This window comes from Paenibacillus cineris, from assembly GCF_018333335.1.
In the GTDB taxonomy this organism is placed as follows: Bacteria; Bacillota; Bacilli; order Paenibacillales; family Paenibacillaceae; genus Paenibacillus_AQ; species Paenibacillus_AQ favisporus.
Genome location: NZ_BORU01000001.1, coordinates 1,219,008 through 1,243,343 on the forward strand (window position 1 = coordinate 1,219,008; position 24,336 = coordinate 1,243,343).

The window sequence follows — 24,336 nt, forward strand, 5'->3', positions numbered from 1 at the left end:
ACGGAGGAGATGGAGTATGGGAAAGCAACAACGGCTTCGTAAGATGAGGGGCAAATGGGGACCGCTCACGCTGTCGCTCGTGATGGCTGCGGGGTTGCTGAGCGGATGCAGCGGCAGTGCGTCGGAAGGCGAAGGGGAGAACAAGACCGACAAGCTGGCGAATCTGAACGAAACGGGCATGCCGATCGTGAAAGAACCGATTGAGCTGACCTTTTTCACAGGCAAGTCGCCGACCAACGGCAGCAAATTTGAAGATACGCTGATTTGGAAAACGTACAGCCAAATGTCGAATATCCAGGTGAAGTTCAATCTGGTGCCGTTTGAAACGCTGACCGAGAAAAGGAACCTGGCGCTGGCGGGAGGCGATTATCCGGACGTCTTTTATTCAGCGCGCGTCGGATCGGCTGAGCTCGCCCGGTATGGGCAGCAGGGCGTCTTCATTCCGTTAAATGACCTGATCGACAAGTACGCGCCCAACTTCAAAAAGCTGATGGAGAAATATCCGGACATCCGCAAAGGGCTGACGATGCCGGACGGCAACATTTATTCGCTTCCGTCCTTCTATGATCCGGATCTTCTCTCCATGCTGATCGGCACGCCGCTGTGGATCAACCAAGATTGGCTGAAGAAGCTGGGGATGGAGGAACCACAGACGACCGAGGAATTTTACAAGTACCTGCAGGCGGTCAAGGCGACGGACCTGAACGGGAACGGCAAGCATGACGAGATTCCGTTCAGCGCCGGCGGCGTGACCGTCCTGATCGACCACATGAAAGGGGCCTGGGGGCTTGGCACCAGCGGCCTTGGGCATAAGCTGGTGGATGTGGACCCTGGGACAGGCAAGCTTCGTTTTATCAAAACCCTGCCGCAGTACAAAGAAGTGCTGCAGTTCATAAGCAAGCTCTATAAGGAGGGGCTGATCGATCCCGAAATATTTACGATCGAGGGCAGCGCCTTGAATGCCAAGGGGCAGGCCGGCCTGCTTGGTTCAACAGTGGTGCCGAACCCTGAAACCGTGATGGGGCGCAAGGAATTTACGGGACTCGGGGCCTTGAAAGGGCCGCATGGCGACCAGCTGTATGCCCATGTGAAAGTTCCGATGGTGCATGTCGGCGCGTTTGCTATTACCAATAAAGATCCGTATCCGGAAGCTACGATCCGCTGGATGGATTACTTCTACAGCGATGAAGGCGCCAAGCTGTATTTCATGGGCAAGGAAGGGGAGACGTATAACAGTGACGCGAGCGGCAATTTGAAATACGTGGACGAAATCACGAACAATCCGGACGGGCTGACGCAGGACCAGGCATTGGCCAAATACTTCACCTGGCTGGGTGGAAGCTATCCCGGCTTCGTGACGGAGAAGTATTTCAAAGGGTCGGAGACGCTCCCGAATTCCATGGCCGCGGCCGAAAAAGCCAAGCCTTACGCGGTGAAGAACATCCTGTATAACTTTAACTATACGCCGGAGGAGACGGAGGTCATGTCTTCCACCGGCAAGGACATTGAAGATTACACCGCGGAAATGGAAGCAAAGTTCATTAACGGCTCCGCGTCTTTCAATCAATGGGACGGGTACGTCAATAACCTGAAGAAAATGGGACTGGACCAGTACATGTCCGTGTATCAGGCGGCTTATGATCGGTATCAGGCGGAATAAATCATCATACGAAGCTTGGAATTCTTCCGGTAACAGAGATGACAGGTACACAAGAAAAATAGTTCCATCCTCATCGGGAAAGAACCGGCCAACGGCCGGTTCTTTCTTCTGACTATCGGCGGATTGTCAATGATCTGGGCCGATGCTAAGGTAGTTATTATCCAAGGGAGAAGCGGGCGATATCCGCGATTCGTTCATGGCTATCGCTCAGGGTACTGCCGCCTTCGGGCTGCTCTTAATAAAAAGGAGGTGTTGTTATGGGAAGACCTGCAACTTTCGGCATTATCGGTGGTGGTGGATTTCGGGCCCAATATTTTTTAAGAATTGCGCAAGCGCTTCCAGAGAAATTCCAGGTCACCGGAATGGTGGTCCGGGACGCAGCCAAAGGCCAGGCGATGGAGCGCCAGTGGCAGGTGGCCGCATACAGGACGCTTGAACAGCTGTTGACCGGCCCGCAGCCGGATTTCATGGTTGTATCCGTCAGCGCATCGGCTTGCGCGGAGTATTTGATTCAGCTTGCGGACCATGGCATTCCCGCATTGGCGGAAACGCCTCCTGCACCTGATTTGGACGGGCTGATCAGGCTGCATAACCAGCTGACACGCCGTGGTGCGCGGGTGCAGGTCGCCGAGCAGTATCCGTTCCATCCGATGAATCAAGCCAGAATGGCCATCATTCGGGAAGGGCTGCTCGGGAACGTAACCCAGGCAACCGTATCGATTTCACACTTTTACCACGGAGCCGCCCTGCTTCGGAAGATGCTCGGTATTGGATTTGAAGACGTCCGCGTTCGGGCAATGCGGTTTGAGTCCGACTGGGTGGCAGGACCTACCCGGAGCGGACCACCGCCGGAAGAACAGATCGTGACGTCCCAGCGAGATTTGGCCTGGCTGGATTTCGGCGGCAAGCTCGGGATCTACGATTTCACCGCGGACCAGCATCGTTCCTGGATCCGCTCGAACCACCTGTCGGTTCGGGGGGAGCGGGGCGAAATATTCGATGACCGGCTGACGGTCCTGAAGGACTTCCGTACGCCGCTTTATTTGAACTTCAAGCGAATCAATAAGGGTGAGCTCGAGAATCAGGAAGGGTACTTTCTGGAGGGGATCATGGCGGGAGAACGGTGGGTGTATAACAATCCGTTTGCCCCTGCAAGGCTGTACGACGACGAAATCGCGATTGCCTGCTGCCTGCAGCAAATGGCTGTCTACGCTGCGGGCGGCCCCAGTTTCTACAGTCTCTCCGATGCTTCGCAGGATCATTATTTGGGCATGCTCATACAGCAGGCGATTCAGTCTGGAGAAACCGTCGTTTCTTCACGTCAGGTTTGGTCAGGCGATGAGTAGATGACGATCCCGATGGCCGAGCCGGAACATAAGGAAGACTAAAAAACCGCGATCGTATCGCGGTTTTTTCCTTTTCATTACAGCCATCATTTGATTTTCAGTTCAACGACGGGCAGATCCTTTAGAGGTATAGGGACGCCCGCGTCATCCGACTCGAGGTACATCTTCAGCACAAGCGAGCGGGGCTTGTCGAGCATGCTGCTGCTGAATATTTGCTGGAAGCCTTCGGCGGTCCCGTTTCCGGCTACCGGACTCAGCTGCACAGCCCTTCCATTTCTGTTAGTGGAGACGATGGTCATGTAACGGAGCTTATCCCAGATGGATTGCTTTGTTTTGAAATCCAACTCGCTGCCGTTATCGATCACGAAGGTGGCGCGCGTCAACAACGGAGACATTTCCACCTTGGAGAGAACAACCTTATGGCCATCGATGCTGATAGAACGATCGGGCTGCATAACAAAGGTCGGCGTCTTTTCAAATTTTGGTTCTAAATCAACTTTAATTTTCATACGGTCGGAATAAAGGAAGTCCGCAGCGGCCGCTCTGGTTTTCGGGTCGCCAAGCTTCCCGGGATTTACGGAGGTCACCTGAAAATCAACCTCGATGCGGCTCGGAAAAGGCTGGCTTCGGTCAAGCATCACCGTGCTCAGAGCGGAGAAGCTGTGTACGTCTCCATTGCTGATCTGCAGCTCAGCATTCAGAGGCCTGCCTGAGTTCAAATCGGTCACTTTGACGCTGTTCACCGCTTTGATTTCATGGCTGGACTCGGCTGTGGCCGTGTAAAGCAGCAGCATCTTGTTCTCATCAGCCGTGACGGCGTCGAGGGTAATTCGGTAAGGACCGGAGGAAACCGACTTGTTGACGATTTGGATGTAATTGTTGCGTACTGCGGATTCGAGTGTCGCATGGTCCACGTCTTTGGCGGATAGGGCCCTGTATCTTTCCAATGCGCCCCAACTCATATCCTTCGCCGTAAGCGGTGCAGGAATGCCGATCGGGCCGCCCTGCCACCATCCGGCGCCGAGCAGCACGGCCAGCACCACTGCAGCGACGGCATAGGGCAGCAAACGCCGCTTCCGCGAAGCCGATCTATTCGCGAATCCGCGCCGGATCGCCTCGGTAGCTTCCGTATCGCCGATTTGCATCCTTTCCCGCCGGAGCTGCGCCGCGTCGGCAAGCAGGGCTTGTTCTTCAGGGTTCGTGTTCATTCCCAATCCCTCCGATTCTTCATCCATTTGCGGAGCTGGCCAAGCCCCTTATGCTGCCACGTTTTGACCGTGCCTTCCGGTTTGCCGAGAATCGCGGCGATTTCCGTGAGCGTCAGGTCGTTGTAGTATTTCAGGATCAGCACATGGCGGTATTTCGGCTTCACCTTTTCCAGCAAGGGACCCATGGCGACCTTATCGTGGTTGAATGCTTTGAATGCATCATGAGGCTGGCTAATCTCCTCAAGCTGCGCATCCACGGTAGGAACGGTCCGCTTCCTGCGCCGCTGTTCATCGATGCATACATAAATGAGAATGCGGATGAGCCAAGCCTTCAGCGCCCTGCCGTCTTTCAGCGTCGAGCGTTTGACCCATGCCCTGCACGTCATTTCCTGCAGCGCCTCCAGGGCATCATGACGATTGCGCAAATATGATGATGGCGTAATAAACATCGGTTTCAACTCCGGCTTGTCCCATGCTGACCTTTTTCATTTCTGCGTGAGAGCCCAAGCGGGCAGCCCTCCTTTCTTTGTCTCTGTGGTACAGACGGACCAACGATTCAAACGGTTTTAAAAATCTTATTTATAATTATTCTAAATAAATATTGACTTTAAATTGATAAGTGTTATCATTTGTTTATGAGGTTTTTGATGATCATTTTACGAAAAAGGTGGAGAGCTAATGAGTACAAATCATTCCAATTCCAATAAACTGACAACAAGCTGGGGAGCCCCGGTTGGGGACAACCAAAATTCCATTACGGCCGGACATCGCGGTCCTACCCTGATTCAAGATGTTCACCTGCTGGAGAAATTAGCCCACTTTAATCGCGAGAGAGTTCCTGAGCGTGTCGTTCATGCGAAAGGTGCCGGAGCGCACGGTTATTTCGAAGTGACCAACGACATGTCTAAATATACCAAAGCGAAGCTGTTTCATGACAAGGGCAAGCGAACCGACCTCTTTATCCGGTTTTCAACCGTTGCGGGAGAACTGGGCTCCGCAGACACCGTCCGCGACCCGCGCGGATTTGCTGTAAAGTTCTACACTGAAGAAGGCAATTACGATATCGTCGGCAACAACACGCCGATCTTTTTCATTCGCGACGCGATCAAATTCCCGGACTTTATCCATACTCAAAAGCGCGATCCGAGAACGCACCTGAAAAATCCGAACGCCGTATGGGATTTCTGGTCCTTATCTCCTGAATCGCTGCACCAGGTTACTTACCTGATGGGCGACCGCGGCATTCCGGCAACGCTGCGTCATATGCACGGTTTCGGCAGCCATACATTCAAATGGGTCAACGAGCAGGGTGAAGCCGTGTGGATCAAGTACCATTTTAAAACAGACCAAGGCGTGAAGAACCTGGATCCGGATCTGGCGGCAAAGCTGGCAGGTGAAAATCCCGACTACCATATTCAGGACCTGCAGCAGGCGATCGAAGCAGGGGACTATCCGTCCTGGACGCTGTATGTTCAGATTATGCCGCTGGAGGACGCAAACACGTACCGGTTCGATCCGTTTGACGTGACGAAGACGTGGTCCCAGAAGGATTATCCGTTAATCGAGGTTGGGAAAATGGTGCTTGACCGGAATCCGGAAAACTATTTTGCCGAAGTGGAGCAGGCCACGTTCTCTCCGGGCAACCTTGTTCCCGGCGTTGAACCGTCCCCGGACAAAATGCTGCAGGGCCGCCTGTTCGCCTATGCGGATGCGCACCGTTACCGTGTAGGGGCGAACCACAACCAGCTGCCGATCAACCGTCCGAAGGTACCGGTCAACAACTATCAGCGCGACGGATACATGAATTCGGGTACGAACGGCGGCGGATCGGTCTATTACGAACCTAACAGCTTCAACGGACCGAAGGAAGATCCGCATGCCCGGATCACTCCGTTCGAGGTCGAAGGCTATGCTGGACAAACGGCGTACGATCACGATGATCACTATACGCAAGCCGGGGACTTGTACCGCTTGATGAGCGAAGAAGAGAAGGCCCGCCTCATCCGGACCATCGTGGAAGCGATGAAGCCGGTGGAGCTGGAGGAAATTAAGCTGCGCCAGATCTCCCATTTCTACAAAGCGGATCCGGATTACGGAACCCGCGTTGCCGAAGGTTTGGGCTTAACCGTCCAAGCGTAAAGCGGCAGCAGCGGTTTTGCCCCTTAAAGGCGGCAGCCGCATGGATCGAGGCGTGCGAACAAATGAAAGGGAGGGTGATCCGGCATGATGCTTCAGCCAAGTGTATGCCCCATGTGCCACCAGCCGATCAAAAATTTGAAGCATACGATCATTTGCGGCTGCGGGAGCAAAATCAAAACCAAAATCAAATTGAAGTAACGCATTGCGGAGCTAGTATCCGCATAGATAAAATAAATACCGACGGTTTATTCGCGGAAAAGTGAACCAGATAAAAAGAAGCTCACCCGAATCGGAAGGGTGAGCTTCTTTATTGTTTTTTTTATAATGTCTGGGTATTCCCCGACTCCTCCCGCCGTATTCGAAGCTGTGTGCGGCGGCCGAGCAGAAGTCCGACCAAAGACGCCATCATCTGCTGGAAGACCATGCCCAGAACGACGGGAACGGCGACCGGTGCGGGAAAATAGGCGACGGCCAGGACGGCGCCCGCGCTGATGTTGCGCATCCCGCCGTTGAAGACGAGGGCAACCTGCTCCGGCTCGCTCCAGCCCATCAGGGCGGAGATTGCGAAGCTCAGCAGGTACCCGGCCGCGGCCAAAAAGACGATGACCGCAGCGATGCCGACCAGTCGGGGGCTGATGTCGGACAGATAAGGAGCGACCACGGAGCCGTTGATCATGATGACCAGCGCCATGGCCAGCTTGGAGAACGGGTTAAGGCGCGGTCCCCAGACCGGAACGATGGCGCCTTTGCTCCATTCGTTCAAGGCCATGCCGAGCAGGGAAGGGACCACGATCATGCCGAATAGGCTGCTGATCATCGGCAGGATGTCCATATGAACGCTCGTTCCGATCAGCAGCGACAGAATGCCCGGAACGGCGAAAGGCGCGATCAGCGTGTCGACCAGGATGATGGACAATGTCAGCGCGATATGTCCCTTGTACAGGCTTACCCATACGAAGCTGCTGACCCCCGTAGGGATGACCGCGGCAAGTACAAGCCCGGTGATCGTATAAGCATCGAGCGGGAATAGAACCCTGCCCGTGCCGAGGGCGACCAACGGCATGATCACATGCAAAACCAGCAGGCAGGCGAAGAGCGGCAGCGGCCTTTTCATAACACTGAGAAAATCCTTGAAGCTCAAGCTGATGCTTCCGGCAAATGTCATAAAAGCAAACAGCCAGGGAGACATGAACGTATACGAAGACAGCAAACCTCCGCATAAGACGCCGATGACGATGCTGGCCGGCGTAATCAAAGGCATGATTCGGTTGAGTCGGGCATTCAGCGATTGCAGCATAAGCAGTCCGTCCTTATGTTTTCGTATTCATACATTATACATGGCATGGCAGTATTGAAAAAGGCTGAATCGGCCAGTTGGGCACAGGCGAGCTGTTTGGATTTCGGCATCAGGCCTGCTGATCAAGGGCATTCCGCGGACAGCGTTCTCTATGAAAATATGGAGCTTCAGCCAACCATGGAATTGGAATTGGCCTTGAAATCTATGATAAAATGAAAGATAAACCCAATTGTACGGAGTAAAGGAGCGGCCTATAATATGAGACCCATACAGTTCGTGGCCAAGACGGCCGGCGTGTCCGTTGCGACCGTGTCCCGGGTGCTGAACAACAGTCCCCTCGTCAAGGAATCGACGCGCAAGAAAGTGATGGAAACGATCAAAGCGCTGGAGTATGAGCCCAATTCCCTCGGCAGGGAATTAAGAAGAGCGGAGACGCGCCGCATTATGGTGCTGACTCCGAGCCTCGTCTTTCCAATTATGGCGGACGTGTATAAGGGAATACAGGATGTAGCTCAGAAGAACGGATATCAGGTGCTGGTCTGCGCCTCCGAGGACGACCATGATAAGGAAGAAGAGCTGCTGCAGATGCTCAAGAAAAAAATCGTCGACGGCGTCATCATTGTGGCTTCCACCTTGAGCGCGGAGGAGCTGGATCAACTGGCGAAAGATTACAGCATCGTGCAGTGCTCGGAATATGAGCAGGTGCAGCACGCTTACAGCGTTTCGGTCGACAATGAGCAGGCAGCCTTTGATGCGGTATCCCACCTCCTGTCTTTGGGCCACCGGCGGATTGCCATGGTTAAAGGGGGAAACGCGAAGAGTTCTTCCGCCGCCCGGGAGCAGGGGTACCGGCGAGCGCTGGAATCGGCGGGGATCGAGGTGCGCCAGGAGTGGATCAGGGAGAGCGACTACGAGTACCAGAACGGGTACGACCTTGCCGTCGAATGGCTTCAAGCTGCGGAGCATCCGACCGCCATTTTCTGCTCCAGTGACGCTACAGCCATCGGCTGTGTCAACGGGGCGATATCGCTGGGCAAATCGGTGCCGGATGACGTTGCCGTCGTCGGATTCGACGATACGGTGGAATCGCTGATGAGCCGGCCGCCTATCACGACGGTACGCCAGCCCAAGTATGATCTCGGCCGTGCCGCCATGGAGGCGCTCCTGCAAAGCTTGCGCGGAGAAGCGGGCGAGAACAAGACGATCCTGCTGCCCCATGAAATCGTCATCCGGGAGTCGACGGCAAAGCGCTCCCGCTGACAGGTGAAAAATGGGGGTTGCGCTCTTTATAGAAATCGCTTACAATATCGCTTAAAGAAACGGTTACCAAGCAGCCGTTTTTTTAAAACCGCTGAAATGTAATGCGTTACATTTCTAGAAACCGGATTCGCGCGAATCAAAGGTACCCCTTAGCAAAACCAACCAGTAAGGCCAATATCTCTTTTTCATCCCTTAAAATGTAACGCATTACATTTTGCCGGAGGAAGGTTGATTTTCCGGATTCGCCGGGGGAAGAAAAGCAAGCATGTTCATCAGGATAGGAAACCGAGAAACCGCATTGTAAAACACAAAAAGTGGTGATGAGACATGGCTCAAGCGGCGGGAAAGCTGTCCTTAAGCGAAAAAATCAGTTACGGCTTTGGAGACTTGGCGTCCAACTTCGTCTGGGGGATGACGACAAGCTATCTGCTCTATTTTTACACGAATGTGTACGGCCTGGTCGCCACGGCCATCGGCACCTTGTTTCTGATTACAAGAATTCTTGACGCGGTGATCGACCCGGTGATCGGGGTCATGATCGACAAGACCAGCAGCCGGTTCGGCAAGGCGCGGCCGTTCATTCTCTTTTTGACGATCCCGTTCGCCATCTTCAGCGTCTTAACGTTCATTACGCCGGATTGGTCGGAAGGCGGGAAGCTGATCTACGCCTATTTGACCTACCTGATTCTTGGGATCCTGTATTCCGGCGTCAACCTTCCTTACGGCGCATTGATGCCGATGATGACCAAGGATCCGGAGGAGAAAAACCAGCTCAGCAGCTTCCGGATCATGGGGATGGCCATTGGGGCCATCGCGGTATCGGCGCTCACCAACCCGCTGGTGAAATGGATCGGCGGCGGGAATGACCGCTTGGGGTTCCCGGTTACGATGGGCATGTTCACGGTCGTCGCCGTCGTGATGTTTTATGTGGTGTTTCTCAAGTGCAAGGAACGGTTCTCGGAGAGCGCCGAGAAAACCAAAGAGTTTAACACGCTCACATCGGCTAAGCATATGTTTGGCAATCAGCCTTGGGTGATGATCGCCCTGAACTCCCTCTTCATGTTTCTGCGGATCGGCGTCGTGTTCGGCGTGCTGGTGTATTTCGTTCAGTACGTTCTGGGCCAGCCCGAAATGATCCCGCTGTACCTGACGCTCGCGAATGTCGCCAACTTTGCCGGAGGCGCACTCGCCCCGTTTGTACTCAGAAGGCTTGGTAAGCGTAACGGCAGCATCTTGGCCTTGACCGGAGCCGTGCTGCTGTACGGAGTGCTGTTTTTCCTGGAAAGCAGTCCGCCAGTTCTGTATCTCGTCATTTTCTTTATTGCCAACATAGGCATCGGCATTAACAGTCCGGCCAACTTCTCCATGCTCGCCGATACGGTGGATTACCATGAATGGAAGTTCGGCCATCGGTCCGAAGGCATGCTGTATTCGGCTTACAGCTTCGCCACCAAGTTCGGCATTGCCGTCGGCGGCTCCGTTGTCGCTTATGCACTTGGTTTCGCCGGATATGATCCCGATGCGGTTACGCCGCAGGCGACCGATATGATCCGCGTCCTGTTCTACATTGGACCGATCCTGCTCACCATTCTGCAAATCGGTTGTCTGGTGCTGTATAAGCTGGACAAAGAGCATAAGCAGATTGTTCAAGATTTGGACCTGCGCACATCGTCGGTCAAAGCCTAAATATTATAGAGGAGTGATTTCACATGATTCAAATTCCAGTTGGTCTGCAGCTGTTTTCGGTACGGGAAGCGCTGGCTAAAGATTTCGCCGGGACGCTGCAAAGCATAGCGGATATCGGATACCAAAACATCGAATTCGCCTTTCATAACATCCGGGAAGACGGCACGTTCGAGGTCGACTACACGGCGGCGGAGCTGAAGGCCATGATGGACAAGCTGGGCCTGCAGGTGGTCACGAGCCACGTGGCCTATCATCCGAATCTGGATCTGGATGCGGTCATCCGCTATAACGCGGAGATCGGAAGCAAGGGCATCGTTATGCCGTGCGCCTTTTTCCGTGACCGGGAGGATGCGGTGGAATTGGCCAAATGGCTCAATGCGTCCGGACGCAAGTCCAAAGAAGCCGGCATTCAGTTTTACTTCCATAACCATTTTCATGAGTTTCAGGAGTTTGATGGCCAGACCATTATGGACATTCTGCTGGAGCATACCGATCCGGAGCTGGTTCAGATTGAATTTGACACGTTCTGGGCGCTGCGCGGCGGCGTGGATCCCATCGCTTTTATGGACAAGTACGGCAGCCGGATCGGGCTTCTTCACCAGAAGGATCTGGCCCCGTCGGCCAATCCGGTGAATCTGCTGGAGAAGGTTTCTGGGCATTTAACGGATGAAGTGGTGTTCTCAGCCGCAAACCAGGAGGATTTCACTGAGATCGGCGCAGGCGTCATGGACATTCCGTCGATTTTGAAAAAAGCGGAAGAGCTCGGAACGGTTCAATACATCATCGTGGAACAGGATCAGACCGTAAAAGGCGAGCTGGCCAGCGTCAAGGAAAGCTTCGACAACATCCAGCGGCTGCTGGCGCAGTAAGGCACAGCTTCGGATAGACAACCAACCGGGAGGGAACCAGATGACTACTTTGAAAATCGGCATTATCGGATGCGGCGGGATCGCCAAGGGCAAGCATTTGCCCGCGCTGGCCAAGCAGCGGCACAAGGCGGAAATGACGGCGTTTTGCGACATCGAGCTGGATCGTGCGGAGCTTGCGGCTAAGGAGTATGGAACGGAAGAAGCCAAGGTATATACGGATTATAAGGAGCTGCTCAAGGATCCGTCGATCGACGTGGTGCATGTGCTTACCCCGAACAGCACGCATGCCGTCATTACGGTCGCCGCGCTGGAAGCCGGCAAGCATGTCATGTGCGAAAAACCGATGGCGATGAATACCGCCGAGGCGCAGCAAATGCTGGATGCGGCGAAGCGCACGGGCAAAAAGCTGACAATCGGCTACCAGAACCGGTTCCGTGCGGATTCGAGGGCGCTGTATGCGGCATGTGAGCAAGGGGATCTTGGCGAGGTTTATTTTGCAAAGGCGCATGCCATCCGCAGACGCGGGGTTCCGACATGGGGCGTGTTTATGGATATCGAAAAACAGGGCGGCGGCCCGCTGATCGACATCGGCACGCATGCCTTGGATCTAGCATTGTGGACCATGGACAACTATAAGCCGAAGCTCGTCGTCGGGTCCGCGTTCCATAAGCTGAAGGATAAGATGGACGGCAACATGTTCGGTCCGTGGAATCCGGAGGAATTCAAGGTGGAGGATTCGGCCTTCGGCTTCATTAAGATGGAGAATGGAGCGACGATTACGCTGGAAGCTTCGTGGGCGCTGAACATGATCAACGCGAAAGAAGCGCAGGTCACCCTGTGCGGTACCGAGGGCGGGGCCGAAATGTTCGGCGACGCCTGGGATAACAAAGGCACGGTGACGTTTAACCATACGCGGTATGGGCAGCTGGTCGAAACGAGCACTTCTGTAGGGGGCGGCATCGCCTTTTACGAAGGGGAATCGCTGAACGCCGGCGAGCTGGAGGCGAAGCAGTGGATCGACGCCATTCTGGAAGATCGGGAGCCGCTGGTTAAGCCGGAGCAGGCGCTTGTTGTGACGCAGATCCTCGAGGCCATCTACAAATCGTCGGAAACCGGCCATGCGATCACGTTGTAATCATCTTTATATATGAAGAGAACTGCCTGTCCCGCGATGTGGACAGGCAGTTCTTCGTTTGGGGCAGGGACGTCAGATTAACATGCCTCCGGAAACCTCGATCCGCTGCGCGTTCACCCAGCGGTTGTCTTCGGAGAGGAGGGAAGCAATCATCGGCCCGACGTCATCCGGAAGTCCGGCGCGTCCAAGCGCCGTCATGCCGGCGATCTGCTGATTCAGCTCGGCGTTGTCGCGCACCATGCCGCCGCTGAAGTCGGTCGCGATTGCTCCGGGAGCCACCGTATTGACGGCGATGCGGCGCTCGCCGAGCTCCTTGGCCAGGTAACGGGTAAGCACCTCGACCGCGCCTTTCATCGAGGCATAAGCGGCGCTTCCCGGGATGCTCATGCGCGTCAGCCCCGAGGAGATGTTAACGATGCGCCCGCCATCGTTAATGAGGGGGAGCAGCTTTTGCGTCAGGAAAAAGACGCCTTTGAAGTGGACGTTGTACAGCTGATCCAGCTCTTCTTCGGTTGTCTGCTCGATGGAGTTGTGATGCGAGGTTCCGGCATTGTTAACCAGGTAATCGAACCGCTTCGCCCCAAGCTCCGCCAAGACTTGGCGGACGTTCTGGGCGAAACCGTCAAAGGAAGAGGTGTCTGCCGTGTTCAGCTGCAGGGCGACAGCCTCCTGCCCCAGATCCCGGACGGACTGGACGACCTGCTGCGCTTCGGCTTCATTGGTGTGATAGGTAAAGATCGAATCGACGCCGCGCTTGGCAAGCTGAAGAATCGTATTGCGGCCCAGACCGCGGCTTCCGCCGGTCACGAGTGCGATTTTTCGATCAGAGGTTTGTAAAGTCATTCAAAAGACCTTCTTTCCATTGATTTTTCCAGCGACCAGGTTTACTAACTAACTGGTTAGTTCATAATATATAACTAACTAACCGGTTTGTCAATGGCTTAAAAATCGTGATATAGTAAATCCTATGCAAAAACACGGGAGGAACCACTATGCGTAACGCCGAAGCTACAAAAGAGAAAATACTGGAGGCGGCCATGGCCGAGTTCTCCGCCTACGGAATTGCCGGCGCCCGGGTGGACCGGATCGCCAAGATGGCGAAGTGCAACAAGAACATGATTTATATTTATTTTGAAAATAAAGAGCAGCTTTTCTCGACTGTGCTGGAAATGCATCTGACGAGAGTGTACGAGGAGTTTGCCTTTACTCCGGAAGATCTTCCGGGGTATGCCGCGCGGGTTTTTGATTTTATGATGGCCAATCCCGACCTGATGCGGCTGATGACATGGTTTACGCTGGAGCAGAAGACGGAGCAGCTGGATCAGAGGAAGGAAGCCCATAACCGCAAAATTGCGGAGCTGGCGAAAGCACAGGAGGCGGGGAACATCGGAACGGATTTTTCCCCGGCGTTTCTTCTGACCAGCATCATGGTTCTGGCCACAGCCTGGATGCCGACCAATCCGTTTGGTCCATCGATCGATCCGGCTAGTAGCGGCAAAACCGATGAGCTGCGGGAAGCGATCATGAGGGCGGTCGGACGGTTGGCGGGCGAACCCGCCTCTAAGGAAAATCGCTGATCCAGATAAAAAAGGGAACCCTCATTAGATATGTCCGAAAGGGAGGTTTTTTTGGATGAAGATCATGGCAGACTGGGTGCAGGGCTATAAAGACAGGAAAATATCCTATACCTTATTGTCTAAAGCAGAATCTAACACCAGCGGCTTGGCGATCATTTTTCCGGGACAGGGGTACACCGCACAGGCACCTCTTTTGTACTACTCCATGGGGATTTATCTGAACCAAAACTACGACGTGCTGCAGGTGAACTATCAGTACAACGATCCGTTCTACCGGGATTTCAGCTTTGATGAGATGGCCGAAGCGATCCGCATCGATGTCGGCGCCGTAATCGACCGTGTGCTGCAGAACGCATCCTACGACGATTACATTCTGATCGGCAAGTCCATTGGAACGATTGCGCTTGGGTTTGAGGTGCAGCGTGATCTGTTCCAAAAGGCCAAGGTCATCTGGTTTACGCCTCTGCTGGGCAGAGATTTCGTCTGGAACGCGATGTTGGACAGTAAGCAAAGAAGCCTATGCTTCATCGGTGACAACGACAGCTGCTATATCGAGGAGAGATTCGAGCGGCTCTGGGCAAATCCGAATCTGCTGCTGCGCTTGATCCCCGGCGTGAATCACGGCCTGGAATACGAAACCGATCTTTTTGCGTCGATGGACGTGTTAAAACAGGTGATGATGGAAGTTGAAGCATTTTAGTCCGGTATTTCGTTCAAGCCCGCTCTTGGAGCGGGTTTTTTGTTTTTGCTTAAAAAAGTGGCTTGCACCTGACGCGGCGTCACCTTTTATAATGGGCCTACCGGTAAAAAATAGGCGCCTAAAAAATTCAACCTGTAGGAGGACATTGGCATGACGATCGGAAAGAACGAAATTATTTCCACTCGGGTGTTCGACGCACCGCAGCACCTTGTGTATCAGGCTTGGACAACTCCAGATTTATTAGTCCGCTGGTGGGGGCCCCACGGGTTCACGAATACGTTCCATGAAATCGACATCACGCCGGGCGGAGCCTGGAAATTCACCATGCACGGACCGGATGGCCGGGATTATCCGAACGAGAGTGTTTTTGTAGAACTTGTCCCTATGGAGCGGGTCGTCTTGGATCATCTCTCCGAGCCCCAATTCCGTGTTACGGCGACGTTTGAAGAAGAGAAGGGCCGGACTAAAGTTGTTTTTCGCCAGACGTTCAAAAAGGAAAAGCAGTTTGAGCAGATCAAACAAATGTGCATCAACGGCAATGAGGAAAATTTCGACCGGTTCGGCCAACTGCTGGAGGAAATGAAGTCCGGCACCGCGGGTTAAGCGCAGCTTAAGGAGAGCGGGATATGACAGTCAAGGAAAGTGGCATTCACAATGTTACTACCATATTAAAAAAGGCCCAAGGGCATGATCCCTTGGGCCTATGTACGTTGAAATCAAATGGCAAATACATGACGTCCGATATTTACGGTACGGGCGCGCGTCCAAATCCACTTGTTCGTTGCCGTTTTCGGGTTATAGTAGTAGAGCGAGTTATGGGTCGGGTCCCATCCGCGCACGGCGTCGATGGCGGCACGGTAGGCGGTCCGGTTCGGCTTCATGCCGTACTGGCCGTCGCTGACGGCGGTGAATGCGTTCTTCTGAAAAACGACGCCCTGAATCGTGTCCGGGAACTCGTCCGACTGAATCCGGTTCATGATGACGGCACCGACGGCTACTTGTCCTTTATAGGACTCGCCGCGGGCTTCAGCGTAAATGATTTTCGCCATGATCTCCATATCGTTTTTGCTTAAGGTGTACTTCCGGAGCTGTCTCCATGTAGCGGGACCGACCGTGCCATCCGCAACGGCGCCGTACTCCCTCTGGAATTCCTTGACGCTGGCTTCCGTGCCGGGGCCGTATTTTCCGTCAAGCGTACCGTCATAGAGACCGAGCACCTGCAGCCGATACTGTAAATCAGAAACTTTGGGATCCTCGCTCCCTAATTTAAGGACGGGAGCCGCTTCGGCATGATCAGCCTTCCACGCGAAGCTTTGAATGACTAAGAGGACGACGAGGATCGAGGTAACTGCCCATTTTTTGGTTGTCATCGAAATCATCTCCTTCACGAGGCATTATAACGGGAGGAGGACGGACAAGGCAAAGCCATAAACTGGAAAATAAGTGGTAAAACCTTGCGGCTCTAAGCGAAATTTTGGAAAACCGGCGGCGATAAAATGATGGTGCGGGTTCGTTTTTTTACACGTTATGCATTTGGAACTAATGAATTCGAAGCCGCAGGATGCTATAATTGAACAAATATGAAAGCGTTTTACTAGGACGGCGGACAGAAGATTTAGGAGCCTTACATAAGGAGTGCAAGAACGGATGGGGAAACGAAATTGGTTTTACCGCCAGCTTTTTTCATATATGCCGGCTTTTTTAATCGTCATTTCGTTTATTTTTTTCGTCTTCTTTCAAATGCTTGGGGATCAGAGCCGCAAGGAAGCCGTAAAAGCCAATGAAACGCTGATGCTGCAGGCGATGAGCTCCATTGACTCTTCCCTGAAAACGATCGAGCAGATGCTGATGACGGAACTGCTGAATAATCCGGATTTGTCGACTTTTTATAAAAGCGGAACCGAAAACGACTATTACCTGAACATCCGGATCGTCAAGTTTATGAATAACTTCAGAAATTCCTATCCCTTGGTGGATTCCATTTATCTCGTTCGGTCCAGCGACGGATTTGTCCTGAGCAATGCGACCAGCTCCAGCCTGGAAGACTATCCGGATGCGCCTTTTATCAAGCCGTATATTGAGCAGGCGAAGAAGGATGAGGGCTGGAGCGGTGTCCGCCAATTCGAGGAGTTCAGTATCAAAGGGCCGAAGCGGGTCGTGAGCCTTGCGCTGAAGGCGCCTTTCCTGAAGACCGGGCAGGGATTCCTGGTCGTGAACGTAACGGCAAATGGGCTAAGCCAATTGATCGAGAGTATGTACAGCCGGGATGTCAGCTACATCCATATCATCGACAAATCGGGGGCAGACGTGCTTCCGAACGGTAAATCGGAGCAGGAGCGCAGCATCGTGTCGAGTGCCATTTCGCCCGTGACCGGCTGGGATTATCAAAGCGGACTGATTAACGGAAAATGGGTGGACGTAGCCAGCCAGCTCTATAACGTCTGGTTCATCCTTGGGATCGTTATGATCGCCGCAGGCGGCTTATGGATCGTCTATGCCGCACGAAAAAATTACAAGCCGATCGAAAGGATCGTCACCCAGGTTCAGAAGTTATCCCAGACGAAGGCGGCAGCCCTGATGCAGGGCAGCGGCCAGGACGAGTTTACATTTTTGCAGTCCGCCATTAACCAGATGCTGGAACAGTCCAACACCTATCAGCGCCAGTTCCGCGAGGATCTGCACGTCAAGAAGGCGTATTTGTTCCAGCAGCTGGTTGAAGGGCAGCATCTTCCGAAATCCGAAGAATGGGAAGCCTTGCGGGACACGATGCAGCTCAACGATCTCGACATGCCGCAGGTCGTGTGCGTCGTGGAAATCGACAAGTTTGCTTCGTTCTGCAGCCAGTTCACCCAAGAAGACCAGTACTTGATGAAGTTCGCCCTGAAGAGCGTCATCCAGGAAACCGCCCAGGAGCACGGGGGAATCGTGTGGACGGAATGGATTTCCGGCGATGGGCTCGGCGTGCTGGTGCAGATCGAGGAGACGGACGATCTCCGCGGCCGGGTCACCGATATGCTGGACCATGCAAGGAGATGGGTGCAGGAGCGTTTGAAGCTTACCGTTACGGTCGGTGCAGGGGCGGCAGCCCGGTTCCCGGCGGACATTCCGGAATCTTACGCCCAAGCCCAGCAGGCTCTGAAATATAAAATGGTTCTCGGCAGCAACCGGATCATTTTCTACGATTCGCTGGCCAAAGAGGATCAGGGAGCCATGTTCGACTATTTTCAGCTGGTCCACTCGATCGCCCAATCGTTCCGGCTCGGCAAGCCGGACTGGAAGGATAAATACGGCCAATTGATTCAAGGCATCGGGCAGCATCTGCTGAGCCGCGACCATATCGTCAGCCTGGCGGATTATTTGATCTATTCCATCGGGCGGGAAATGGGCAAAATGACGAAGGAATACCAAGAGCTGTGGGAGGAGACCGGGCACCGTCCCCTGCAGCAGGCGCTGCACGCGTCAGATACCTTTGAGCAGGTGGAAGAGAGCTTCATGAAGACGCTGGAACGGTGTTATGAACAGCTGCTGCAAATTCAGGTCACCCGGAATCATTCGGATACGATCCGCAAGGTCCGCGAAACGATGGAGCGGGAATTCGCCAATCCGGATTTGTCGCTTGATTTTCTCAGTGAACGGTTCGATCTTCCCTCCAAAACGCTCAGCAAATTGTTCAAGGAGGAAACCGGGCAGAAGTTCGTGGATTATTTAATCGAGCTTCGGGTCGGGCGCGCGCGGACGCTGCTGGAGAATACGGACCATGCCGTGCAGGAAATCGCCGAAGAGGTCGGATACTTGAATGTCATTTCGTTTGGTCGGATGTTTAAAAAAATCGTGGGCCTGTCCCCGGGGGAATACCGTGAACACATCACCCGGACAGAGCGGGATTCAGCCGCTCTCTGACAGGCCATTTGCGCCGGTTCCTCAAGGTGCCGTATCCCGCCGGGACAGATCCCTGCGGGATTTTTTTTGGTATAGACCAGGCCGGTAAGAAAAAAGTTGCATGGAGAAAAAGGTTTAGCCCTTCAGATTTTTTCTATGGGAACGACGATTCATTAGCATTGCGGAAATAAGTTGACCGGGCGAAAGTTGTATATTGAACGCATCCGTGCCGTGCCGATAACATGAAGGCAACTCAAGCGCAAAGGAGAGTCGGCAGGTATGGAAGCAACTAGCAGCAAGGCGGCTTCGCCGCATCCCCCCGGATTGGCCGCCCGCCGGAAGAGGGCGGGGTCACAGGCCGGCCGGAAAATCAGGAAGCACTGGCAGTTTTATTTGCTCGTCTTCCTCCCTCTGCTTTATATCGTCATTTTCAAGTACGTGCCGATGTTCGGCGTCATCATCGCATTTAAGGAGTACAACGTCGTACAGGGCATCCTCGGCAGTCCGTGGGCCGGGCTGAAGTACTTCAAGCAGCTGTTCGATACCCCGTTCTTCTGGCAGTACTTTAAGAACACGCTCGAAATTTCGCTGTACGGCATGGCCATCGGATTTCCGGCGCCGATCATTCTGGCGCTGGCGCTGAACGAAATTCGCAACGGCTTGTTCAAGAAATCGGTTCAAATGATTACCTATGCGCCTTACTTTATATCAACGGTCGTGATCGTCTCGATTCTGATCGTCAACTTATCGCCGAATGTCGGGCTCCTCAGCAACATCTTCAGGTCGCTCGGGATGGAGCCGATCGATTTTATGGGCAAGGCAGGGTACTTCAAAACGATTTACGTCCTCTCGGATGTGTGGCAGTTCACCGGCTACGGGGCCATCATTTATATCGCGGCGCTGTCCGGGGTCAATCCCGATTTATACGAGGCTGCCAAGGTGGACGGAGCTTCCCGGTTTCAGAAAATTGTCCATATCGACCTTCCCAGCCTCGTTCCGGTCATCGTCATTATGCTGATTCTGAACCTGGGACAGATCATGGGACTGGGCTTCGAGAAGATCTACTTAATGCAAAATCCACTGAACCTGAACACGTCGGAGGTCATTTCGACTTACGTCTACAAGATCGGCTTGCTGGGCGCCAACTTCAGCTTCTCGGCCGCGATCGGGCTGTTCAACTCGGTCATTAACTTTGTGCTGCTGATCCTTGTCAATTTCATCGCCAAAAAGATCTCGTCCAACAGTTTATGGTAGGAGGTGCGAAAAGCGTGCAATCAACGAAAATACGCGAAGCGGTAGCGGACCGGCTGTTTCTGGGCATCGTCTACCTGTTTTTATCGCTGGTGCTGATCGTCATTTTATTTCCATTGCTGCATGTGCTGAGCGCATCCTTCAGCTCGCCGGCGGCGGTGACATCCGGGAAGGTGTGGCTCTGGCCCGTGAATTTCAGCCTGGTCGGCTACAAGGCGGTATTCCAAAATTCCGATATTTTGATCGGATTCGGCAATTCGCTCTTTTATTCAATCGTGGGTACGCTCATTAACGTTTCGTTCACCGTGATGCTGGCCTATCCGCTGGCACGCAAAACGTTTTACGGCCGCGGGCTGATTATGGTGGTGATCGTGTTTACGATGTTTTTCGACGGCGGGCTGATTCCAAACTATCTGCTCGTCAAATCCCTGGGTATGGTCAATACGAGATGGGCTATGATCATCCCCGGCGCGCTGGCCGTATTTCAGGTCATTATCGCCAGGACGTTCTTCCAGTCGCTTCCCGACGAGCTGGCCGAGGCCGCTGAAATGGACGGGTGCAGCGACATGAGATTTTTTCTGCAGGTCGTACTGCCGTTATCCAAGCCCATCCTTGCGGTATTGTTCCTGATGTATGCCATCGGGCATTGGAACGCTTACTTTAATGCACTCATTTACCTGAAAGACAACAGCATGTTCCCTCTGCAAATCTTCCTGCGGAACATTCTCATCCTGAACTCGGAAAATTCCGACATGATGACCAATGTGAACAGCCTGCTCGTGCAGCAGGGGCTGAAGGATTTGCTGAAATATTCACTCATCGTCGTCTCCAGCGCGCCGGTGCTGATCATTTATCCGTTTGTCCAGAAGCATTTTGTTAAAGGAGTCATGATCGGATCGCTGAAGGGATGAAGACGGTGAACGGAATTTCGTAAGGGGGGTGTGACCGGGTTAACGCTGCAGGATGTTTTGAAGTGGTCATTTGTAAGGGGGCATGGATATGAGCCATTCAACCAAAGGAGGAGTTTCTTTGAAAAAACGGGCATTTATCGGCTTAAGTGTGTTGTTGGTATTATCCCTTCTGCTGTCGGCATGCGGAGGCTCCAAGCAGGAGCAGAATGACGCAGGGGCTGCCGCCTCGGATCCCAGTAAACCGGTGGAGCTGTCGGTATTCGCGCCGCAGCAGGCGGGGATCGAAAACATGGACGTCAACAAGTTCTCCAAGTACATCGAGGACAAGCTCGGCATCAAGTTTAATTGGAGCACGGTGCCGGACGCCGGCTTCAGCGACAAAAAGCTGCTGCTTCTGGCGAGCGGCGACTACCCGGCTGTCATTATGAACGCGGGCATATCCAAAGCGGACCAGATCAAATACGGCCAGCAGGGAGCCTTCATCCCGCTGAACGATCTGATCGATCAGTATGCCCCCAACATCAAAAAGGCGATGGAGGACGTGTCTTACCTGAAGCAGGGCATGGTCGCCCCGGACGGCAAAATTTACGCGCTGCCGAAGCTGAACGAATGTCTGCACTGCACCTATGGGCAGCGGATGTGGATCAATACTTCCTGGCTGGAGAAGCTGGGCCTGTCGATGCCAACGACGACCGATGAGTTTTACAACGTACTGAAGGCTTTTAAGGAGAAAGACCCGAACGGCAACGGCAAAGCCGACGAAATTCCGTTCACGACCTCGTCCGACGGCGTGTGGGGAGGCGGCGTGGATTCGTTCCTGATGAACGCTTTTATCTATGATAACACCTCGGATTATTTAAGCATCAAAGACGGCCAGGTCATCTATTCACCGGCGCAGCCCGAATGGAAGGAAGGCCTGAAGTATTTGCGGAAGCTGTTTGCCGAAGGCTTGATGGATAAAGCCGTTTTTACGCAGAACAACGATGCGGTGAAGCAGCTGGCCAACAAGCCGGACGCCGCCGTGGGCACCGTAGGTTACGCGCTGCTTAGCAGTGCCTTCAGCGTGGACGACTCGAACCCGAGACATAAGGATTACGACGTCGTTCCGCCGCTGAAAGGACCAAATGGAGTCCAGCTGACAGGCTACAGCATCGGCGCGGGCGACGGATCGTTTGTGATCACGAACAAGGCGACGAAAGAAGAGCAGGTCGCTGCCATCAAACTGGCGGACTACCTCTGGTCCGAAGAGGGAACGGTCATGACCTCCTGGGGCTTTGAAGGTGAAGGCTGGAAAAAAGCCGACAGCGGTAAGCTGGATTACAACGGCAAACCGGCGAAGTATGAAGTGGTCCCGAAGGCTCCGTCCGCGAACGGGGAAACGACGCTGGACAATTTCTGGTGGCAGCTCGGCACGATGCAGATGCTTAACTCCATCCGCGAATCCTTTGCCGCTCCAAGCGATCCGCTGGGCAACGGTGCCTACGAATACCGCTTATGGCTGGCCGCCAAAAAATACGAGCCTTTCGCCAAGCCGGAAGTCGTCTATCCTGCGGATACGTTCATTGACCCGGCGGACGCCATGACGGTTGCGCAAATGCAGAAGTCGCTGACCGATTATGTGAAATCGAGCCTGGCGCAGTTCGTGACGGGCAACAAAGATATCGACAAGGATTGGGACAGCTACATCGCCGGCTTCAAGGGATTGCAGCTGGATCAATACTTGGCGATCTACCAAAAAGCGTTAAAGAAATAAGGGACGGCAGCCGGATATCTGAGGTGTAAAGCAGGTATCTGGCTTTTACAAGGAGAACAAGGTATGCATACCTGTAATCAAAACCTGGATGGAGGGCATTTCATGATGGTAACGACCGAAAGGATCCGCTACGCCGCACAGGTTCAGCCGACCGAACGGCAGCTGGCCGTGCAGGAGATGGAGTTCTACGCGTTCATTCATTTTACGGTCAATACGTTTACGGACCGGGAGTGGGGGGACGGGAAGGAGGATCCGGCTATCTTTAATCCGGCGGAGCTGGATGCCGGCCAATGGGTGGCGGCCATCAAGTCAGCCGGGATGAAGGGGCTGATTCTGACGTGCAAGCACCACGACGGTTTCTGCCTCTGGCCGAGCCGGTATACGGAGCACTCGGTCAAGAACAGCCCGTGGAAGGACGGGCAGGGCGATGTGGTCCGGGAAGTGTCGGAGGCGTGCCGGAGGGAAGGGATCCGCTTTGGCATTTACCTGTCCCCCTGGGACCGGCATGAGCCTACATACGGCGATTCGCCGGCGTATAACGAATATTTTACCAATCAGCTGAGGGAACTGCTGACCCATTACGGCGACGTGTTCTGCGTCTGGTTCGACGGCGCCTGCGGCGAAGGGCCGAACGGCAAGCGCCAGGTGTACGACTGGGACGCTTACTACGCGCTGATCCGCGAGCTGCAGCCGGAGGCGGCGATTTCGGTCTGCGGTCCGGATATCCGCTGGTGCGGCAACGAAGCCGGCCACTGCCGGGAATCGGAGTGGAGCGTCGTGCCTGCGTCGCTGCGGGATAACGAGAAAATCCAGGCAAAATCGCAGCAGGAGGACGATCCGTCGTTTGCCCGGAGCTACCGGTCGGAGGACGAGGACCTGGGCAGCCGGGCGGTCATCGAGCACGAGCAGGATCTGGTCTGGTACCCGGCGGAGGTCAACACGTCGATCCGTCCGGGCTGGTTCTACCACGCCTCCGAAGATGACAAGGTCAAATCGCTGGATGAGCTGATGAACGTATATTATGGATCGGTCGGCGGCAATGCGACGTTCCTTCTTAACCTTCCGCCGGACCGGCGCGGCCTCATTCATGAACGGGACGTCCAGCGCCTGCAGGAGCTGGGGGACCGGATCCGCAGCACGTTTGGCACCGACTTGGGGGCAGGGGCCACTTTGGAGGCATCCGTTCAGGCAGAAGGCCATCAAGCAGACCATGTTCTTGACGGACAACCGGACACGTACTGGGCGCCGCCCGAAGGCACGGAGCAGGCTTCGCTCACGCTGGATCTGCAGAGGGAGACCGCCTTTGACCACGTCGTGCTGCAGGAATACCGGTACAGCCAGCGGGTCGAGCGCTTTGAACTCGAGTATCTGGATGGGGACACGTGGAAAACAGCTTACACGGGTACGGTTATCGGGTACAAGCGGATCTGCCGTTTTCCCGCTGTCAAGAGCCGTTATATCCGGCTTCAAATCCGGGAATCCCGGTGGTGTCCGCAGATTTCCTCCATTCGGATCTATCTGCAGCCATAGAGCGGAACCATTATAGTTTCTTTTCAATCGTATACTATGAACTGATTAAACTCCTCGCTGAGGCGGGCCCGTATAGGGTCTGTCCATCGGGGAGTTTTTTTGCGGTTATCCGACATTCCCGCCTCAGTATAATGT

The 24,336-nt window shown here is 54.0% G+C and carries 20 protein-coding genes; 15 read left to right on the plus strand and 5 right to left on the minus strand.

Annotation, left to right across the window (positions count from 1 at the left end):
* Positions 1–16 precede the first annotated feature (16 nt).
* Both KI379_RS05995 and KI379_RS06000 read left to right on the plus strand, forming a co-directional pair.
* Entirely contained in the window at positions 17–1,660 is a 1,644-nt protein-coding gene (locus KI379_RS05995) for an extracellular solute-binding protein (protein WP_244879206.1), read from the plus strand.
* A gap of 257 nt (positions 1,661–1,917) precedes the next feature.
* Complete coding sequence (locus KI379_RS06000) at positions 1,918–3,006, plus strand: Gfo/Idh/MocA family protein (protein WP_212983056.1); 1,089 nt, start codon at positions 1,918–1,920, stop codon at positions 3,004–3,006.
* Between the two features lie 86 nt (positions 3,007–3,092).
* On the opposite strand, the gene KI379_RS06005 is transcribed toward KI379_RS06000, so the two are convergent.
* Positions 3,093–4,214 carry a DUF4179 domain-containing protein gene (locus KI379_RS06005; RefSeq protein WP_212983057.1) on the minus strand — a complete coding sequence of 374 codons (1,122 nt, stop codon included), beginning with the start codon at positions 4,212–4,214 and terminating at the stop codon, positions 3,093–3,095.
* Entirely contained in the window at positions 4,211–4,663 is a 453-nt protein-coding gene (locus KI379_RS06010; protein WP_212983058.1) for a sigma-70 family RNA polymerase sigma factor, read from the minus strand. The genes KI379_RS06005 and KI379_RS06010 overlap by 4 nt, the downstream gene beginning before the upstream one ends.
* A 229-nt stretch (positions 4,664–4,892) precedes the next feature.
* On the opposite strand from KI379_RS06010, the gene katA reads away from it, so the two are divergent.
* Entirely contained in the window at positions 4,893–6,353 is a 1,461-nt protein-coding gene (gene katA / locus KI379_RS06015) for a catalase KatA (RefSeq protein WP_076168880.1), read from the plus strand.
* 319 nt (positions 6,354–6,672) lie between these two features.
* Here the strand turns inward: katA and KI379_RS06020 are convergent, their stop codons facing one another.
* A complete protein-coding gene (locus tag KI379_RS06020; RefSeq protein WP_076168878.1) occupies positions 6,673–7,650 on the minus strand; it encodes a bile acid:sodium symporter family protein in 978 nt (325 codons plus the stop codon).
* Positions 7,651–7,908: 258 nt separating this feature from the next.
* Here KI379_RS06020 and KI379_RS06025 point away from each other — a divergent pair, with 258 nt between their 5' ends.
* The 4 genes from KI379_RS06025 to KI379_RS06040 all read left to right on the plus strand — a co-directional run bounded on the left by KI379_RS06025 (position 7,909) and on the right by KI379_RS06040 (position 12,600).
* Positions 7,909–8,910, plus strand: a complete 1,002-nt coding sequence (locus tag KI379_RS06025) for a LacI family DNA-binding transcriptional regulator (protein WP_163877440.1) — start codon at positions 7,909–7,911, stop codon at positions 8,908–8,910.
* A 327-nt stretch (positions 8,911–9,237) separates the two neighbouring features.
* On the plus strand, positions 9,238–10,596 hold the full coding sequence (locus tag KI379_RS06030; RefSeq protein WP_212983059.1) for an MFS transporter: 1,359 nt from the start codon (positions 9,238–9,240) through the stop codon (positions 10,594–10,596).
* Positions 10,597–10,619: 23 nt separating this feature from the next.
* Positions 10,620–11,465, plus strand: coding sequence for a sugar phosphate isomerase/epimerase family protein (locus tag KI379_RS06035; RefSeq protein ID WP_076168872.1), 846 nt, complete (start codon positions 10,620–10,622; stop codon positions 11,463–11,465).
* A gap of 40 nt (positions 11,466–11,505) precedes the next feature.
* Positions 11,506–12,600: a Gfo/Idh/MocA family protein gene (locus KI379_RS06040; protein ID WP_212983060.1), complete on the plus strand. Its 1,095-nt coding sequence runs from the start codon at positions 11,506–11,508 to the stop codon at positions 12,598–12,600.
* Positions 12,601–12,672: 72 nt separating this feature from the next.
* On the opposite strand, the gene KI379_RS06045 is transcribed toward KI379_RS06040, so the two are convergent.
* Positions 12,673–13,443, minus strand: coding sequence for an SDR family NAD(P)-dependent oxidoreductase (locus KI379_RS06045; protein ID WP_212983061.1), 771 nt, complete (start codon positions 13,441–13,443; stop codon positions 12,673–12,675).
* 149 nt (positions 13,444–13,592) lie between these two features.
* Here KI379_RS06045 and KI379_RS06050 point away from each other — a divergent pair, with 149 nt between their 5' ends.
* The 3 genes from KI379_RS06050 to KI379_RS06060 all read left to right on the plus strand — a co-directional run bounded on the left by KI379_RS06050 (position 13,593) and on the right by KI379_RS06060 (position 15,480).
* Positions 13,593–14,177: a TetR family transcriptional regulator gene (locus tag KI379_RS06050; protein ID WP_212983062.1), complete on the plus strand. Its 585-nt coding sequence runs from the start codon at positions 13,593–13,595 to the stop codon at positions 14,175–14,177.
* Between the two features lie 55 nt (positions 14,178–14,232).
* Positions 14,233–14,877, plus strand: a complete 645-nt coding sequence (locus KI379_RS06055; RefSeq protein ID WP_212983063.1) for an alpha/beta hydrolase — start codon at positions 14,233–14,235, stop codon at positions 14,875–14,877.
* A gap of 150 nt (positions 14,878–15,027) precedes the next feature.
* The gene (locus KI379_RS06060) at positions 15,028–15,480 is read left to right on the plus strand and encodes an SRPBCC family protein (protein ID WP_212983064.1); all 453 of its coding nucleotides are present in this window, start codon (positions 15,028–15,030) and stop codon (positions 15,478–15,480) included.
* A 113-nt stretch (positions 15,481–15,593) separates the two neighbouring features.
* Here KI379_RS06060 and KI379_RS06065 read toward each other — a convergent pair whose 3' ends face one another.
* Positions 15,594–16,247, minus strand: coding sequence for a cell wall hydrolase (locus KI379_RS06065; protein ID WP_244879207.1), 654 nt, complete (start codon positions 16,245–16,247; stop codon positions 15,594–15,596).
* Positions 16,248–16,524: 277 nt separating this feature from the next.
* On the opposite strand from KI379_RS06065, the gene KI379_RS06070 reads away from it, so the two are divergent.
* The 5 genes from KI379_RS06070 to KI379_RS06090 all read left to right on the plus strand — a co-directional run bounded on the left by KI379_RS06070 (position 16,525) and on the right by KI379_RS06090 (position 24,201).
* On the plus strand, positions 16,525–18,777 hold the full coding sequence (locus KI379_RS06070) for a helix-turn-helix domain-containing protein (protein ID WP_212983065.1): 2,253 nt from the start codon (positions 16,525–16,527) through the stop codon (positions 18,775–18,777).
* A 258-nt stretch (positions 18,778–19,035) separates the two neighbouring features.
* Positions 19,036–20,010 (plus strand): ABC transporter permease, encoded by a 975-nt coding sequence (locus KI379_RS06075; RefSeq protein ID WP_084203793.1) that lies wholly within the window; start codon positions 19,036–19,038, stop codon positions 20,008–20,010.
* The gene (locus KI379_RS06080; RefSeq protein WP_076168856.1) at positions 20,004–20,918 is read left to right on the plus strand and encodes a carbohydrate ABC transporter permease; all 915 of its coding nucleotides are present in this window, start codon (positions 20,004–20,006) and stop codon (positions 20,916–20,918) included. Before KI379_RS06075 ends, KI379_RS06080 begins: the two co-directional genes overlap by 7 nt.
* 88 nt (positions 20,919–21,006) lie before the next feature.
* Positions 21,007–22,671 carry an ABC transporter substrate-binding protein gene (locus KI379_RS06085; RefSeq protein ID WP_373309531.1) on the plus strand — a complete coding sequence of 555 codons (1,665 nt, stop codon included), beginning with the start codon at positions 21,007–21,009 and terminating at the stop codon, positions 22,669–22,671.
* A 102-nt stretch (positions 22,672–22,773) separates the two neighbouring features.
* Positions 22,774–24,201 (plus strand): alpha-L-fucosidase, encoded by a 1,428-nt coding sequence (locus KI379_RS06090; protein WP_212983066.1) that lies wholly within the window; start codon positions 22,774–22,776, stop codon positions 24,199–24,201.
* Positions 24,202–24,336 lie beyond the last annotated feature (135 nt).

What these genes read in the sequence shown, in the direction of transcription:
- KI379_RS05995 (WP_244879206.1), top strand. Translation starts at nt 17, where the DNA reads ATGGGAAAGCAACAACGGCTTCGTAAGATGAGGGGCAAATGGGGACCG.
- KI379_RS06000 (WP_212983056.1), top strand. Translation starts at nt 1,918, where the DNA reads ATGGGAAGACCTGCAACTTTCGGCATTATCGGTGGTGGTGGATTTCGG.
- KI379_RS06005 (WP_212983057.1), bottom strand. Translation starts at nt 4,214, where the DNA reads ATGAACACGAACCCTGAAGAACAAGCCCTGCTTGCCGACGCGGCGCAG.
- KI379_RS06010 (WP_212983058.1), bottom strand. Translation starts at nt 4,663, where the DNA reads ATGTTTATTACGCCATCATCATATTTGCGCAATCGTCATGATGCCCTG.
- katA (WP_076168880.1), top strand. Translation starts at nt 4,893, where the DNA reads ATGAGTACAAATCATTCCAATTCCAATAAACTGACAACAAGCTGGGGA.
- KI379_RS06020 (WP_076168878.1), bottom strand. Translation starts at nt 7,650, where the DNA reads ATGCTGCAATCGCTGAATGCCCGACTCAACCGAATCATGCCTTTGATT.
- KI379_RS06025 (WP_163877440.1), top strand. Translation starts at nt 7,909, where the DNA reads ATGAGACCCATACAGTTCGTGGCCAAGACGGCCGGCGTGTCCGTTGCG.
- KI379_RS06030 (WP_212983059.1), top strand. Translation starts at nt 9,238, where the DNA reads ATGGCTCAAGCGGCGGGAAAGCTGTCCTTAAGCGAAAAAATCAGTTAC.
- KI379_RS06035 (WP_076168872.1), top strand. Translation starts at nt 10,620, where the DNA reads ATGATTCAAATTCCAGTTGGTCTGCAGCTGTTTTCGGTACGGGAAGCG.
- KI379_RS06040 (WP_212983060.1), top strand. Translation starts at nt 11,506, where the DNA reads ATGACTACTTTGAAAATCGGCATTATCGGATGCGGCGGGATCGCCAAG.
- KI379_RS06045 (WP_212983061.1), bottom strand. Translation starts at nt 13,443, where the DNA reads ATGACTTTACAAACCTCTGATCGAAAAATCGCACTCGTGACCGGCGGA.
- KI379_RS06050 (WP_212983062.1), top strand. Translation starts at nt 13,593, where the DNA reads ATGCGTAACGCCGAAGCTACAAAAGAGAAAATACTGGAGGCGGCCATG.
- KI379_RS06055 (WP_212983063.1), top strand. Translation starts at nt 14,233, where the DNA reads ATGAAGATCATGGCAGACTGGGTGCAGGGCTATAAAGACAGGAAAATA.
- KI379_RS06060 (WP_212983064.1), top strand. Translation starts at nt 15,028, where the DNA reads ATGACGATCGGAAAGAACGAAATTATTTCCACTCGGGTGTTCGACGCA.
- KI379_RS06065 (WP_244879207.1), bottom strand. Translation starts at nt 16,247, where the DNA reads ATGACAACCAAAAAATGGGCAGTTACCTCGATCCTCGTCGTCCTCTTA.
- KI379_RS06070 (WP_212983065.1), top strand. Translation starts at nt 16,525, where the DNA reads ATGGGGAAACGAAATTGGTTTTACCGCCAGCTTTTTTCATATATGCCG.
- KI379_RS06075 (WP_084203793.1), top strand. Translation starts at nt 19,036, where the DNA reads ATGGAAGCAACTAGCAGCAAGGCGGCTTCGCCGCATCCCCCCGGATTG.
- KI379_RS06080 (WP_076168856.1), top strand. Translation starts at nt 20,004, where the DNA reads ATGGTAGGAGGTGCGAAAAGCGTGCAATCAACGAAAATACGCGAAGCG.
- KI379_RS06085 (WP_373309531.1), top strand. Translation starts at nt 21,007, where the DNA reads ATGAGCCATTCAACCAAAGGAGGAGTTTCTTTGAAAAAACGGGCATTT.
- KI379_RS06090 (WP_212983066.1), top strand. Translation starts at nt 22,774, where the DNA reads ATGATGGTAACGACCGAAAGGATCCGCTACGCCGCACAGGTTCAGCCG.